Annotated in this window: 13 protein-coding genes; 8 read left to right on the forward strand and 5 right to left on the reverse strand. The window is 70.9% G+C overall.

The features are described 5' to 3' along the window. Positions 1-105: 105 nt before the first annotated feature. From AB0B94_RS15485 to AB0B94_RS15505, 5 genes are all read left to right on the forward strand, one after another. Complete coding sequence (locus tag AB0B94_RS15485; protein WP_357278298.1) at positions 106-1,860, forward strand: DEDD exonuclease domain-containing protein; 1,755 nt, start codon at positions 106-108, stop codon at positions 1,858-1,860. 126 nt (positions 1,861-1,986) lie between these two features. Continuing rightward, positions 1,987-3,780 (forward strand): HD domain-containing protein, encoded by a 1,794-nt coding sequence (locus AB0B94_RS15490; RefSeq protein ID WP_238667490.1) that lies wholly within the window; start codon positions 1,987-1,989, stop codon positions 3,778-3,780. 53 nt (positions 3,781-3,833) lie between these two features. Further along, positions 3,834-4,376: an NUDIX domain-containing protein gene (locus tag AB0B94_RS15495; RefSeq protein WP_357278304.1), complete on the forward strand. Its 543-nt coding sequence runs from the start codon at positions 3,834-3,836 to the stop codon at positions 4,374-4,376. Beyond that, entirely contained in the window at positions 4,373-5,242 is an 870-nt protein-coding gene (locus AB0B94_RS15500) for a sugar phosphate nucleotidyltransferase (protein ID WP_357278310.1), read from the forward strand. The genes AB0B94_RS15495 and AB0B94_RS15500 overlap by 4 nt, the downstream gene beginning before the upstream one ends. Before the next feature lie 79 nt (positions 5,243-5,321). Next, the gene (locus AB0B94_RS15505) at positions 5,322-5,609 is read left to right on the forward strand and encodes an Lrp/AsnC ligand binding domain-containing protein (protein WP_238667436.1); all 288 of its coding nucleotides are present in this window, start codon (positions 5,322-5,324) and stop codon (positions 5,607-5,609) included. Positions 5,610-5,712: 103 nt separating this feature from the next. On the opposite strand, the gene AB0B94_RS15510 is transcribed toward AB0B94_RS15505, so the two are convergent. The 5 genes from AB0B94_RS15510 to AB0B94_RS15530 form a co-directional block, all read right to left on the reverse strand. Further along, positions 5,713-6,405 carry a DUF4142 domain-containing protein gene (locus AB0B94_RS15510; RefSeq protein WP_238680080.1) on the reverse strand — a complete coding sequence of 231 codons (693 nt, stop codon included), beginning with the start codon at positions 6,403-6,405 and terminating at the stop codon, positions 5,713-5,715. A 192-nt stretch (positions 6,406-6,597) separates the two neighbouring features. Continuing rightward, positions 6,598-8,229 (reverse strand): cytochrome b N-terminal domain-containing protein, encoded by a 1,632-nt coding sequence (locus tag AB0B94_RS15515; protein ID WP_357278319.1) that lies wholly within the window; start codon positions 8,227-8,229, stop codon positions 6,598-6,600. Then, complete coding sequence (locus tag AB0B94_RS15520) at positions 8,226-9,314, reverse strand: Rieske 2Fe-2S domain-containing protein (protein ID WP_357278326.1); 1,089 nt, start codon at positions 9,312-9,314, stop codon at positions 8,226-8,228. The genes AB0B94_RS15515 and AB0B94_RS15520 overlap by 4 nt, the downstream gene beginning before the upstream one ends. Positions 9,315-9,378: 64 nt before the next feature. Further along, on the reverse strand, positions 9,379-10,215 hold the full coding sequence (locus AB0B94_RS15525; protein ID WP_091407516.1) for a cytochrome c: 837 nt from the start codon (positions 10,213-10,215) through the stop codon (positions 9,379-9,381). A gap of 70 nt (positions 10,216-10,285) precedes the next feature. Beyond that, positions 10,286-10,885, reverse strand: a complete 600-nt coding sequence (locus AB0B94_RS15530) for a heme-copper oxidase subunit III (RefSeq protein ID WP_091408043.1) — start codon at positions 10,883-10,885, stop codon at positions 10,286-10,288. A 99-nt stretch (positions 10,886-10,984) separates the two neighbouring features. Between AB0B94_RS15530 and AB0B94_RS15535 the strand changes: the two genes are divergently transcribed. The 3 genes from AB0B94_RS15535 (at position 10,985) to trpD (ending at position 13,547) form a co-directional block, all read left to right on the forward strand. Beyond that, entirely contained in the window at positions 10,985-11,914 is a 930-nt protein-coding gene (locus AB0B94_RS15535; protein WP_357278526.1) for a cytochrome c oxidase assembly protein, read from the forward strand. A 103-nt stretch (positions 11,915-12,017) separates the two neighbouring features. Then, positions 12,018-12,413, forward strand: coding sequence for a hypothetical protein (locus AB0B94_RS15540; RefSeq protein WP_091407513.1), 396 nt, complete (start codon positions 12,018-12,020; stop codon positions 12,411-12,413). Between the two features lie 90 nt (positions 12,414-12,503). Then, positions 12,504-13,547, forward strand: coding sequence for an anthranilate phosphoribosyltransferase (gene trpD, locus AB0B94_RS15545; RefSeq protein ID WP_091407511.1), 1,044 nt, complete (start codon positions 12,504-12,506; stop codon positions 13,545-13,547). Positions 13,548-13,695 lie beyond the last annotated feature (148 nt).

The following is a 13,695-nucleotide window of genomic DNA, read 5'->3' on the forward strand; positions in this document are numbered from 1 at the left end:
CGGGCCCACCGCCCGGTGAGTGAGCCGATCTCTCATCCTAGCCCCATGGTGACGGATGGGACGGCTGCGACGGGAGTGTCGGACCGGGGCGCTAGCGTGCCGGCGATGGCACAGGCGGAGTACGTCCAGGAGTCACTGGCCGGTCTCGACCCGGCGGTGGGCGGGGTGGACCCGGCGCTGCCGCTCTACGCGACGACCTTCGTGGTGGTCGACCTGGAGACCACCGGCGGCGCGCCGGACGGTGGCGGCATCACCGAGATCGGCGCGGTCAAGGTGCGCGGCGGCGAGCAGTTGGGGGTGCTGGCGACCCTGGTCAACCCGGGCCAGCCGATTCCGCCGTTCATCACGGTGCTGACCGGCATCACCCAGGCCATGCTGGTGCCGGCGCCGCCGATCGAGCAGGTGCTGCCGAGTTTCCTGGAGTTCATCGACGACGCCGTGCTGGTGGCCCACAACGCCCCGTACGACGTGGGCTTCCTCAAGGCCGCCTGCGCCAAGCACGGCTACCGCTGGCCCAACCCCCGGGTCCTGGACACGGCGGCGCTCGCCCGCCGGGTGCTGACCCGCGACGAGGTGCCCAACCGCAAGCTGGGCACCCTGGCCGCCTACTTCCGCACCGCCACCCAGCCCACCCACCGGGCGTTGGACGACGCCAAGGCCACCGTCGACGTGCTGCACGGGCTGATCGGCCGGCTCGGCGGGCACCGGGTGGACACCGTCGGCGACGCCATCGAGTTCGCCCGCGCGGTCACCCCTACCCAGCGCCGCAAACGGCACCTGGCCGAGGGGCTGCCCAAGGTCCCCGGGGTCTACATCTTCCGGGCCGCCGACGACCGGCCGCTCTACGTGGGCACCTCGGTCGACATCGCCACCCGGGTGCGCAGCTACTTCACCGCCGGCGAGAAGCGTGCCCGGATCTCCGAGATGCTGGGCGCGGCCGAGCGGGTCGAGGCGGTGGAGTGCGCCCACTCGTTGGAGGCGGAGGTCCGCGAGCTGCGGTTGATCGCGGCGCACGCCCCGCCGTACAACCGCCGGTCCAAATACCCGGAACGAATGCTCTGGCTCAAGCTGACCGACGGTCCGTACCCTCGGCTGTCGATCGTCCGCGACCTCTCCCCCACCGACACCGCGTACCTCGGGCCGTTCACCTCCCGGCGGGCCGCCGAGCTGGCCGCCGCCGGTTTCCACGACGCGGTGCCACTGCGCCAGTGCACGCACCGGCTCTCGCTGCGCACCGTCACGCCGGCCTGCGCGCTAGCCGAGCTGGGTCGCTGCCCGGCACCCTGCGAACACAAGATCACCCCCGAGGAGTACGACGACAGCGCCGCCGCGCCCTTCCGTACCGCGACGGCCAGCGACCCCCAGCCGGTGGTGGACGCGCTGCTCGCGCGGATCGACGCGCTCTCCCGCGACCAGCGCTACGAGGAGGCGGCTGTGGTGCGGTCCCGGCTGGCCGCCGTGCTGCGGGCCACAGTGCGGATGCAGCGGCTGGCCGCGCTGACCGGGATCGTCGAGTTGGCCGCGGCCCGGCCGGCCGCCCGGGGCGGCTGGGAGTTGGCGCTGGTCCGGCACGGCCGGCTGGCCGGCGCGGGGGTGTCCCCGCCGGGCGTTCACCCGCGTCCCACGTTGACCGCGATCCGGGCCACCGCCGAGACGGTGTCGGGCGGGCACGGTCCGGTGCCGGCCGCGACCGCCGAGGAGTCGGAGCGGATCCTGTCCTGGTTGGAGCGACCGGAGACCCGACTCGTCGAGTTGTCCTCCGGTTGGTCGTCTCCGGCGAGTGGCGCGGGCCGGTTCCGTGACCTGCTGGCGAAGGCCGAGGGCGGCGCGTCCCACCAACTCTCGACCGAACGCTCATGACCAACTGACCGATCGGACTACGTCGACTCGCTTAGGCTGTTAGAGAAGTGCAGTCCTGCCCGATTCGTGGGCCTGCTCCCCCGCCGGGTTGCGGCGATGTGGAGCCGGGGTGAGGAGGTGTCCCTCGTGGACGTCGACGCCGGACACGGCGCCGCCCTGGGGGGCGCCCTGCCGACACAGCCGGGTGAGCTGCCGCTCGCCCGCCGGCTGCGGTCGCTGCTCAGCTGGCCGACCACCGACTCGGACCCGGTCACCCAACTGGTCCGCACCCATCGGGGCATCCATGCCGGCACCGACCCCGCGGTGCTGCGCCGTGCCTACACGATCGCCGAGAACATGCACCGCGGGCAGTTCCGCAAGAGCGGGGAACCGTACATCACCCATCCCCTCGCGGTGGCGCAGATCTGCGCCGAGCTGGGGATGGACACCACCACCCTGGTCGCGGCGCTGCTGCACGACACCGTGGAGGACACCCGCTACACGCTCCAGGCGCTCTCCGAGGACTTCGGCGGCGAGGTGGCCCACCTGGTCGACGGGGTGACCAAGTTCGACAAGGCGTTCTACGGCAAGGCCGCCGAGGCGGAGACGGTCCGCAAGATGATCGTCGCGGCCGCCAAGGACGTCCGGGTGCTGATCATCAAGCTGGCTGACCGGCTGCACAACATGCGCACGCTCGGGGTGCGCTCCGCGTCGTCGCGGGAACGGATCGCCCGCAAGACCCAGGAGGTGCTGGTCCCGCTCTGTGACCGGCTGGGCATCCAGACCCTCAAACGCGAGCTGGACGACGTGGTGCTGCTGCACCTTGAGCCCGACGAGCACGCCCGGCTGGCCCGGCACGTGCACGATCGGCCCGGCTGGGATTCGTACCTCGACTCGGTGGTCACCCGGGCCCGGGTGGCGCTGCGCCGCAGCCGGGTCGACGCCGAGGTGAGCCCCCGTCCCCGGCACCTCTACTCGATCTGGAAGGACACCATCGCCGGCGGCCACACGGCGCCGTACGACCTGCCCCGCATCGTGGTGGTGGTCGACGGCCCGGCCACCGACTGTTACGCCGCGCTGGGCGCTATCCACGGCACCTGGCGACCGGTGCCCGGCCGTTTCAAGGACTTCATCGCCTCGCCGAAGAACAACCTCTACCGTTCGCTGCACACCAGCGTCTGCGGCCCTCAGGACCGCACAGTGGAGGTGTTGATCCGCACCGAGGAGATGCACCGCTCGGCCGAGTACGGCATCGCCGCCGACTTCCGTTTCCCCAGCTCCGGCAGCAGCACCGCCGCGGCCCGTGCCGAACAGTTGGACTGGCTGCGCCGGGTGCTCGACTGGGAGCCGGACGCCGCCGACCCGGCACAGTTCTACGAGTCGCTGCGCTGCGACCTGGCCGAGGGGCAGATCCAGGTCTTCGCCGACGGCCGGCAGGTAGTGCTGCCGGCCGGTGCCACGCCCGTCGACCTCGCCTACGAGCTGGGCAACGACCGGGGCGACCACTGCCTCGCCGCCCGCATCAACGGTCGGCTGGCCCCGCTCAGTTCGGAGCTGGACGAGGGCGACGTGGTGGAGATCTTCACCGAGAACGACGGCGACAACGGCTTCGAGGCCGGTGTGGCGCCGCGCGGTCCCCGGCGGGAGTGGCTGACCTTCGTCAAGTCGCCGCACGCACAGATGCAGATCAACAGGTGGTTCGCCGAGCACACCGAGCCGGGCATCACGATCAGCGACAAGGTGCGCCTCGGTCGGGCCACCATCGGGCTCGCCCTGCGCCAGCACAACCGGGGCCTCGCCAGTGACCTGCCACTGCTGCGCCTTTCCGAGGAGTTGGGCTACCCCGACCTGGAGACCCTGTTGGTAGCGGTCTTCGACCGGGCGATCGAACCGGACACCGTGGTCCGCCAGCTCATCGACCTGGTCGACCATCGACAGTGACCCGGCGGGCCCCAGCGCGACCGAAAGACATTCGCGACCACTAGCCTGGAGTCATGATCCCCCGCTCCCGCGCCACCGGTCGGGCCCTCTTCTACCAGGCCTTCTACCGACTGCCGCTGCCGGTGCGTCGACGCCTGGTCCGGCTGGCCGTGCCCAAGTACATCGTCGGCGCGGTGACCCTGGTCCGGGACACCGAGGCGACGGGCGCGGGCCGGTTGCTCATGCTGCGCCAGCCGCCCGGCAAGGGCTGGTCACTCCCCGCCGGCCTGCTCAACCGGGGTGAGCCCCCGGTGGTGGGCGCGGCCCGTGAGCTGTTCGAGGAGTCCGGGGTCCGGCTCCCCCCGTCCCGGCTGCGCCCGGCGGTGCCGAACGCGATCGTGCACGCCAAGGGCTGGGTGGACATGGTCTTCGAGGCCGAGGTGCCGGCGTCCAGCACCGAGCTGACAGTCGACGGCGCGGAGGTCTTCGAGGCCGCCTGGCACCCCCTTGACGACCTGCCCAAGCTGACCTGGCCGACGGCCCGGCTGCTCGCCTACTACGACATCGGGCCACTGGCCGGGCAGTTCCCGCCGCCGGTGCCCGACGACACCCCGTGACCGGCGCGGCCGGTGTGCCGGCGCGGCTGTGCGCTGTGGTGCTGGCCGCCGGCGAGGGCACCCGACTGCGCCCGCTCACCGAACGGCTGCCCAAGGCGCTCTGCCCGGTGGGCAACGTGCCCCTGCTGGATCGGGCGTTGACGCGGCTGGCCGGCCTGGGCCTGACCGGGCCCGACCGGGTCGCGGTGAACGCCTGCTACCTCGGCGACCAGGTGGTGGCGCACGTCGGCGACCGCGCACACCTGTCGGTGGAGCCGGGCGACCCGCTGGGCACCGCGGGCGGGGTGGCCAACCTGCGGGACTGGATCGACGGGCGACCGATACTGGTCGGCAACGCCGACGCGTACCTCGCCGACCCGGCTGCTCCCCCGGGCCCGGACGTGGCCGCCCTGCTCGACGGCTGGGACGGGCACACCGTACGCCTGCTCGGCCAGCCCGCCGCGGACCCGACGGCGCCGGGCACCTTCGCCGGGCACTGCTTCACGGGCTTCTCGCTGCTGCCGTGGCGGCTGGTCCGGGACCTGCCTGTCGTCTTCTCGGATCTGGTACGCGCCGTGTGGCGTCCGGCCGAGGCGGCTGGCGACCTGACCGTGGTGCCCTACCCGGGCACCTTCTTCGACACCGGCACCCCGGCCGACTACCTGGCGGCCAACCTGCACTCCGCAGCCGGCGGCGTTCTCGTCGAGGAGTCCGCGACGGTGACCGGCCACTGCGTGGAGTCGGTCGTCGGCGCGGGCGCGCGGGTGGACGGTGACGTGTCCCGCACCGTGGTGTGGCCGGGCGCGACAGTACGGCCCGGCGAGCGGCTGCGGAACGTGATCCGGGCCGGGCGCGACCTGACGGTGCCCTGCCCCGCCGAGGGTTGAGCCCCGACGGCTCCCGCCTCCGGTCCCGGGCCGGAACATCTAGCATGGGCGACGACGCCGACGAACGGAGAAATGCCCCGTGATCACCGCGATCGTGCTGATCGACTGCGCCACCGATGCGATCCCCGAGGTGGCGGAGAACCTGGCCAACCTTCCCGGTGTCAGCGAGGTCTACTCGGTGGCCGGGCACGTCGACCTCATCGCCATCGTCCGGGTCCGCGAGTTCGACCAGATCGCCCAGGTCATCGCGGGCAGCATCTCCAAGGTCCCGGGAGTGCTCAACACCGAGTCGCACATCGCCTTCCGGGCGTACTCCCAGCACGACCTGGAGGAGGCGTTCGCGATCGGTCTGGCCAGCTCCGACTGACCCGCTCGCCGGTTCGGGTCCGCGCCGGCCGCAGGGCGGCGCGTGGCGCGCACAGGGCGGCCGGCCCACCCCGCGGGTGGACCGGCCGTCTGCTGTGGCTACGTCAGCTCTCGCTGGGAGCCGGTACCTCGGTGCTGCCGCCGCCCGGAGCCGGCGACTCGGTGCCGGTGCCGCCCGGAGCCGGCGACTCGGTGACAGTGCCGCCCGGAGCCGGGGACTCAGTGCCGGTGCCGCCCGGGCTGGGCGTACCGCTGGCGCTGGTCTGCGGAACCGGGATGCCGAGCTTGTTGGCGAGCGCCACCAACTCGTCGTAGTGCGTCTGCAGCGTCGGAAGCGCCGTCTGCGCCAACTGGACCACCGACTGCTCGGAGCCCTGCGAGATCTCCGTCTGGGTGGCCTGGATGGCCTGGACGTGGCCAGCCAGCTCACTGGTCACCCAGAGCCGGTCGAACTCCGCGCCGCTGGCGTTGTTCAGCTTGTCGATGACCGCCTGCTGATCGGCGCTGGGCTCGTTCGGCAGTTCCACCCCGAGCTGCGACGCGGTCTGCTGCACCGTCTGGTCCAGCTGGGTGTGGTCGGTCTTCAGCATCGCGCCCAGGTCCTTGACCCCCTGGTCCTGGCCCTTCTGCTGAGCCAGGTCACCAGCGGTGATCTCGAACAGGTTGACCTGGTGTACCGCCTGCAGGTACTGGGTGTCCTGCGTTGACGGCTGTGCCGCGGCCTGCGCGGCCGCGGCCGGCGCGACACCGACAAGTACCAGCGCGGCCAACAGGCCGAGGCGTTTGATACCCAACATGCTTCCCCCCCTTGAGACGTTGGACCGCACGGATACCCGGCTCACCGGGGTTATTCCTGCGATCGCCCGTCGCCCGGGGTCGACCGGTCCCGTCAGGGCCGTCCGACTCCTGCTCGGATGGGTCGGGGGTGTGCACACGAAGGGGCGCCCGCCGGAATCCGGCGGGCGCCCCTTACCTGTGTGACTGGGCGGTCAGCGGCGGCTTTCGCCGCTGCCGATCTCCTCGCGCTCGGGTCGGGCCTCGACCGGCGGGTGTCCCGGCGAGACCGGTGCCTCGACCGGCTTCTCGATCGGGTAGAAGAAGCCCCGGATGGCCGGGCCGAGGGCCCCCAGCCGGTTCATCTTCTTGGGCACCACCCAGCCGACGTAGTCCAGCTGACCGTGACCGTCCGCGTGCCCGTTGGACGCGCTGAGCGGTTGGTGCACCTCGACGAACCGGCCGTCCGGCAGGCGCCGGATGATGCCGGTCTCGACGCCGTGCGCGAGCACCTCCCGGTCGTGCTGCTGCAGACCCAGGCAGAGCCGGTAGGTGACGTAGTACGCCAGCGGCGGGACCACCAGCAGGCCGATCCGGCCCGCCCAGGTCATCGCGTTCAGGCTGATCTGGAACTTGTCCGCGATCACGTCGTTGGCGCCGGAGAGCGTCAGCACGATGTAGAACGCGACGGCCATGGCGCCGACGGCGGTCCGGGCCGGAGCGTCCCGGGGCCGCTCGAGCAGGTTGTGGCTCTTGCGGTCCTTGAGGTGCCGGGCTTCCAGGAACGGGTACATCGTCGACAGGCCCACCAGGATGCCGGGCAGCACGACAGTCGGCCAGAACAGCGGCGGGATGACGTACCCGTCGCCGATCGGGATGGGGATCTCCCAGGCCGGCATGAGTCGGGTCGACCCGTCGAGGAACATGACGTACCAGTCGGGCTGGCTGGCGGCCGAGACCACCCACGCCTCGTACGGGCCGAACAGCCAGATCGGGTTGATCTGGAACAGACCGCCCATCAGCGCGATGACGCCGAAGACGACCATGAAGAAGCCGCCCTGCTTCAACGCGTACCGGGGGAACATCCGCTCGCCGACCACGTTGTTGTTGGTCCGGCCGGGGCCGGGCCACTGGGTGTGCTTCTGCTTGAAGACCAGACCCAGGTGGACGCTGATCAGTGCGACCAGCAGGCCCGGGATGAGCAGCACGTGGGCGATGAAGAACCGGCTGATGATGATCGTGCCCGGGAACTCGCCGCCGAAGATCGACGAGGTGACCCAGGAGCCGATGACCGGGATGGACAGCATGATCGCCGAGGCGATCCGCAGGCCGGTGCCGGACAGGCCGTCGTCCGGCAGCGAGTAGCCGGTGAAGCCGGCCAGGAAGCCGACCCAGAACAGCAGCGAACCGATGATCCAGTTGGTCTCGCGCGGCTTGCGGAACGCACCGGTGAAGAAGACCCGCAGCATGTGCACGACGATCGCGGCCATGAACAGCAGCGCCGCCCAGTGGTGCATCTGCCGCATCACCAGACCGCCGCGGACGTCGAACGAGATGTCCAGGCTGGAGGCGTACGCGGCGGACATCGGGGTGCCCTGCAACGGCGCGTAGCTGCCGTCGTAGACGACCTCGGTCATCGCCGGCTCGAAGAAGAAGGTGAGGAACACACCGGTCAGCAGCAGCACGATGAACGAGAACAGCGCGATCTCGCCGAGCAGGAAGGACCAGTGGTCCGGGAAGACCTTGTTCAGCAGCTTGCGCAGCGGGGTGGCCACCGCGAAGCGGTCGTCCACTCCCACCGCGGCCTTGCCCGGCGTCGCCGCAAGGTCAAACTTTCGACGCTTCATGGCCGCTCCCAGAAATCAGGCCCGACGGTCTCGGTGTAGTCGGACTTCGCCACGAAGAAGCCCTCGGAGTCCACCTCGATCGGCAGCTGCGGCAGCCGCCGGCTGGCGGGGCCGAAGACTGGCCGGGCGTTGTCGGTGATCAGGAACTGGGACTGGTGGCACGGGCAGAGCAGCCGGTTGGTCTGCTGCTCGTACAGGCTGGCCGGGCATCCCGCGTGCGTGCAGATCTTGGAGAACGCCGCGTAGTTGCCCCACATGTAGTCGCCGTGGCCGACCTTCTCGTTGGCCCGGCGCGACTCCTGCGCGTCCGAGTCGCGGAGGTGGATCAGCAGCGTCGGCGAGTCGGCGTGCTTGTTGCTCACACCGTGGTCGATGCCGGGGAAGACGGTCAGCTGCCCACCGGTGCTGATGTCCGCCGGGCGGATCGGCCGGCCGTCCTCGCGGACCAGGCGGATCCGCTGGCCACCCTCGGCCGCGGCGAACCCGGTGGTGAACATCTGGTTGTTCTTGTGCGGCTGCGAGATCAGACCGCCGACCAGCGGCGCCGCGGCGACCGCGGCGACCGGTGCGAGACCGGCCAGCAGCGAGATGCCGAGCAGGGGGCGACGCTTCACGCCCAGCTCGTCAGCCATGTAGAGCATGGTCTGGCCGGTGATGGTGCGGCCTTCGGAGTCCACCTGACCCTCGTGCCGGTCCTGGATCGAGACCTCCTTGGGCAGCAACTTCTTGCCCCAGGTCAGGATGCCGAAGCCGACGGCGAGCAGCGCCACGCCGAGGGTGAAGCCGAGCAGCGGGGTGTAGAACTTGTCGCCGCCCCGGCCCGCCTCGTACTGCCACGGCCACCAGATGTAGATGGCCAGGAACGCGGTCGCGGCCAGGCCGGTGATCAGGAAGAAGCCGGCGACCACACGGGTCAGCCGACGCTCCGCCTTGGTGCCCGGCAGCACCTGCGGCTCGTAGTGGACGATCTCGATGTCGTCCCGACGCGCGCCCTCGCGAACGATGTCGAACCGGGTCAGCTTGGGGTCGTTCACGTCGAGCGGCTCCGGACCCTGTGGGGCCTGGTGCTCGGTGTGGGTGCTCATGCCGTCACCTCGCTACGGGTGGCGCCGAGCGGCACCACAGCACTGAATCGGATGGCCTGCTCGATCACGACTTACCCGCAATCCACAGGCTAGCGAAGACGAGCGCCACGATGCCAACCAGGAAGATCGCCAGGCCCTCGGTGGAGGGGCCGTACCGTCCGAGGTTGAACCCACCCGGGTCCTGGTCGTGCTTCAGCGTCTCCTGGATGTAGGCGATGATGTCGGCCTTCTGCTCCGGCCGGAGCTGGTTGTCGCCGAACACCGGCATGTTCTGCGGGCCGCTCAACATCGCCGCGTAGATCTGGCGGTCGGTCGCGGGGTGCAGGCTCGGGGCGAACTTGCCCGAGGAGAGCGCACCGCCGCCGCCACCGAAGGCGTGGCACTGCGAGCAGTTGATCCGGAACAGCTCACCGCCGGCGGCGATGTTGCCGTCCTCGCGGAGGTCGTCGCCCTCGGGGACGACCGGGCCGCCGCCAAGCTCCTGGATGTACTGGGCCAGCTGACGGGTCTGCTCGTCGGTGAAGACCGGGGGCTTGCGGTGCGCCTGGGCCTCCTGGCGGGCCAGCGGCATCCGCCCGGAGCTGACCTGGAACTCGACCGATGCCGCGCCGACGCCGATCAGGCTCGGCCCGCGACCCTCGACGCCCTGGGCGTTGCGGCCGTGGCAGGTCACGCAGCTCACGTCGAACAGCGCCTTGCCCTCGGCGGCGGCGCCGGTCAGCTGCGGGTTGTCCTGTGCCTGGGCGCCCGGGGCGAAGACGGTGTACGCGCCACCGGCGAGCATCAGCGCGGCGATCAGCCGGACCGCGGCGCCCAGCCGGCGGCGGCCCCTGCTGCGCGCGGCGGGCCGCTCACGCAACCGCGCGAGCAGACCGCGTCGGCGGTCGTTGTCAGAAGTCATGAGCGGTGTCCTTAACCGGTTGGACCTGTCTCAGGGGACGGAGCAGCAGCGCGGAATGTGACGCGCAAGATCACTGGAGCCAGTAGATCATGGCGTACAGCCCGATCCACACGACGTCGACGAAGTGCCAGTAGTACGACACGACGATCGCCGACGTCGCCTGCGCCGGAGTGAACCGGCCCATGGTCGTACGGACCATGAAGATGATGAAGGCGATAAGTCCACCGGTCACGTGCAGGCCGTGGAAGCCGGTGGTCAGGTAGAACACCGACCCGTACCCGTCTCCGTTGATCTTGATGCCGTCGGCGACCAGGTGCCGGTACTCGTTCAACTGGCCGAGGACGAAGATCAGGCCCATCACGAAGGTGACGGTGAACCAGCGCCGCAGCGCGTGCACGTCACCCTTCTCCGCCGCGAAGACGCCGAGCTGGCACGTCACCGAGGACAGCACCAGGATCACCGTGAAGGTGGTCGCGTACGGGATGTTCAGCGCCTCGGTGTGCTTCTCCCACTGCTCCGGCGCAGCCGCGCGGATGGAGAAGTACATCGCGAACAGCGCCGCGAAGAACATGAGTTCGCTGGAGAGCCACACGATCGTCCCGACGCTGACCATGTTTGGTCGGGTCAGAGAGTGGATCCGGCTCTTGTCAATGGCTGGGGCCGCAGTCACGCCGTCATTATTGCCCCTGACCGGGGCCGCCGATCAGCGGGGTGGCAAACCTGCGCCTTCCGTGGCCCGAGCGTCAGGGTCCGGTTCGCCTGGCCTAGCCTGAAAAGCGTGCTGCACGTCGATCCGATCTTCGCCGCCAACTCGGCCCCGCCGCCGTTCACCGTCGGCGCGGTGCTGACCGAGACCCGGCTGGACAGCTGGCTGGCCCTCGGCCTGGTGCTCGCCGCCGGCCTGTACCTCTACGGCGTGTACCGGCTGCGCCTGCGCGGCGACCGCTGGCCGATCACCCGTACCGTGTTCTTCCTCGGCCCCGGCCTGGGTGGCATCGCGCTGGTCACTGTCAGCGGGCTGCACGCGTACGACACCGCACTGCTGTCCGTGCACATGATCCAGCACATGGTGCTCTCCATGGTGGCGCCGATCTTCCTGGCGCTGGGCGCGCCGATGACACTGGCCCTGCGGACCCTGCCGGTCGGGCCGCGCAAGCGCCTGCTCGCGATCGTGCACAGCCGCGTCGCCCGGGTCTACAGCTTCCCGCTGGTGGCGTTCGCCATCTTCGTGGTCAACCCGTTCGTGCTGTACTTCAGTGATCTGTACCGCTACACCCTCGAACACGCCTGGGCGCACGAGCTGGTGCACGCGCACTTCATCATGACCGGCTGCGTGTTCTTCTGGCCGCTGCTCGGCCTCGACCCGCTGCCCGGCCGCTGGCCGTACCCGGCGCGTGCGCTGCTGATGCTGCTCTCCGTGCCGTTCCACACAGTGCTCGGCCTCACCATCATGCAGAGCAGCACGCTCTTCGGCGGTGACTGGTACCCGTCGCTCAACCTCGGTTGGGTCGACCCGTGGCAGGACCAGGTGGTCGCCGGCGGCATCCTCTGGGCCGGTGGCGAGTTCGTCAGTGTGACCATGCTCGCGGTGCTCGTCCTGCAGTGGGTCAAGCAGTCCGAGCGGGAGGCCCGCCGGGTGGACCGCGAGCTGGACCGCCAGGAGGCCCGCGAACGCGCCGCCGACGCCGCGCCCGCCTGAGCTGCCCGGACGGTACGCCCCGACGCGTGACCCCGGGCGGGATGTCGGCTACGTCACGCCGACCGGTACGATCTGCGGGCAGCTACGAGGTGGGAGTTCCGGCATGACCGATCGTCTTTGCACCGTGTTGCTCTACAGCGACGACCCGCAGGTCCGTGATCGGATGCGGATGGCTGTCGGCACCCGGCCAGCTCCCGGTCTGCAGATCGAGTTCGTCGAGGCGTCGACCTACGCGGAGACCATCCGGCTGGTCGACGACTACGAGATCGACCTGCTGCTGCTCGACGGTGAGGCGAGCCCGGGCGGCGGCATCGGCATCGCCCGCCAGGTCAAGGACGACCGGGACGACGCTCCCCCGACCTGCCTGGTGATCGCCCGCGCCGCCGACCGATGGCTCGCCGCGTACGCCGAGGTCGACGCGACGCTGGTGCACCCGCTCGACCCGGTGACCACCGGCGGCACGGTGGCCGAGCTGCTGCGGACGCACGCACCCGCCTGACGTCCCACGCTCCTCCGGCACCCCACGGCGCCGGATCTCCTCGGCGTCGGTTCCAGCCCACCCGCACTTCGCATGCTCGGGAGGCCCGCCATGGGCGATCGGACCTGGCCGCACCTGCTCAACGCGCTGCTGCGCGGTGACGAACTCTCCACCGCCGACACCGCCTGGGCGATGGACGAGATCATGACCGGCTCGGCGAGCGCGGCCCAGATCGCCGCCTTCGCCGTGGCGCTGCGGGCCAAGGGTGAGACGCCAGCGGAGCTGGCCGGCCTGGTGGAGGCGATGCTCGGTCGCGCGGTCCCGGTGGCGCTCCCGGAGGAGCTGCGTCGTACCGCGCTCGACGTGGTCGGCACGGGCGGTGACCTCGCCCACACTGTGAACATCTCCACGATGACGGCGCTGGTGGTCGCCGGCACGGGCGTCCGTGTCGTGAAGCACGGCAACCGGGCCGCCTCCTCCCTGTGCGGCACCGCGGACCTGCTGGAGTTCCTCGGCATCCCGCTGGATCTCGGCCCGGAGCAGGTTGCCCGCTGTGTCGAGGAGGCCGGCATCGGGTTCTGCTTCGCGGCCCGCTTCCACCCCGGGATGCGGCACGCCGGCCCGGTCCGCCGTGAGGTGGGCGTGCCCACCTTCTTCAACTTCCTCGGCCCGCTGACCAACCCGGCCCGCCCCCGGGCCGGCGCGGTCGGCTGCTTCGACCTGCGGATGGCCCCGGTGATGGCCAGCGTGTTCGCGGCCCGTGGCGACTCGGCGATCGTGATGCGCGGGGAGGACGGGCTGGACGAGTTCACCACCGCCGCGCCGACCAGGATCTGGGCGGCCCAGGGCGGCACCGTACGCGAGGCTGTGCTGGACGCGACGGATCTGGGGGTACCCCGGTCCACCCTCGCGGACCTGCGGGGCGGTGACGCCGCGTACAACGCCGGAGTGGCTCGTCGACTGCTGGCCGGTGAGACGGGCCCGGTCCGGGACGCGGTGCTGGTCAACGCGGCGGCGGCGCTGGCCACCCAGGGCCCGCTGGACGGCGACCTGACCGAGGCGCTCCGCGCCGGCCTGGCCCGTGCGGCCGAGTCGATCGACTCCGGCGCGGCCGCCGCGACCCTGGATCGCTGGATCGAGACCGCCACCGCCTGACCTCACCACCACCCGGCCCGCCGGCCGCCACCCGACCCGTCGGGCGGCGCCGTCTCGGCCGGTGATCGACTCGGGTTCCTTGAAGCCGTGGGTATCCGGGCAGCTCGAATGCCCCGACTCCACTGAAGTCGAGTGGATCACGCGGGAA

It is taken from the genome of Micromonospora sp. NPDC048986 (assembly GCF_040649335.1).
In the GTDB taxonomy this organism is placed as follows: Bacteria; Actinomycetota; Actinomycetes; order Mycobacteriales; family Micromonosporaceae; genus Micromonospora; species Micromonospora alfalfae.

What these genes read in the sequence shown, in the direction of transcription:
- AB0B94_RS15510 (WP_238680080.1), bottom strand. Translation starts at nt 6,405, where the DNA reads ATGTTGGGTATCAAACGCCTCGGCCTGTTGGCCGCGCTGGTACTTGTC.
- AB0B94_RS15495 (WP_357278304.1), top strand. Translation starts at nt 3,834, where the DNA reads ATGATCCCCCGCTCCCGCGCCACCGGTCGGGCCCTCTTCTACCAGGCC.
- trpD (WP_091407511.1), top strand. Translation starts at nt 12,504, where the DNA reads ATGGGCGATCGGACCTGGCCGCACCTGCTCAACGCGCTGCTGCGCGGT.
- AB0B94_RS15515 (WP_357278319.1), bottom strand. Translation starts at nt 8,229, where the DNA reads ATGAAGCGTCGAAAGTTTGACCTTGCGGCGACGCCGGGCAAGGCCGCG.
- AB0B94_RS15525 (WP_091407516.1), bottom strand. Translation starts at nt 10,215, where the DNA reads ATGACTTCTGACAACGACCGCCGACGCGGTCTGCTCGCGCGGTTGCGT.
- AB0B94_RS15485 (WP_357278298.1), top strand. Translation starts at nt 106, where the DNA reads ATGGCACAGGCGGAGTACGTCCAGGAGTCACTGGCCGGTCTCGACCCG.
- AB0B94_RS15520 (WP_357278326.1), bottom strand. Translation starts at nt 9,314, where the DNA reads ATGAGCACCCACACCGAGCACCAGGCCCCACAGGGTCCGGAGCCGCTC.
- AB0B94_RS15540 (WP_091407513.1), top strand. Translation starts at nt 12,018, where the DNA reads ATGACCGATCGTCTTTGCACCGTGTTGCTCTACAGCGACGACCCGCAG.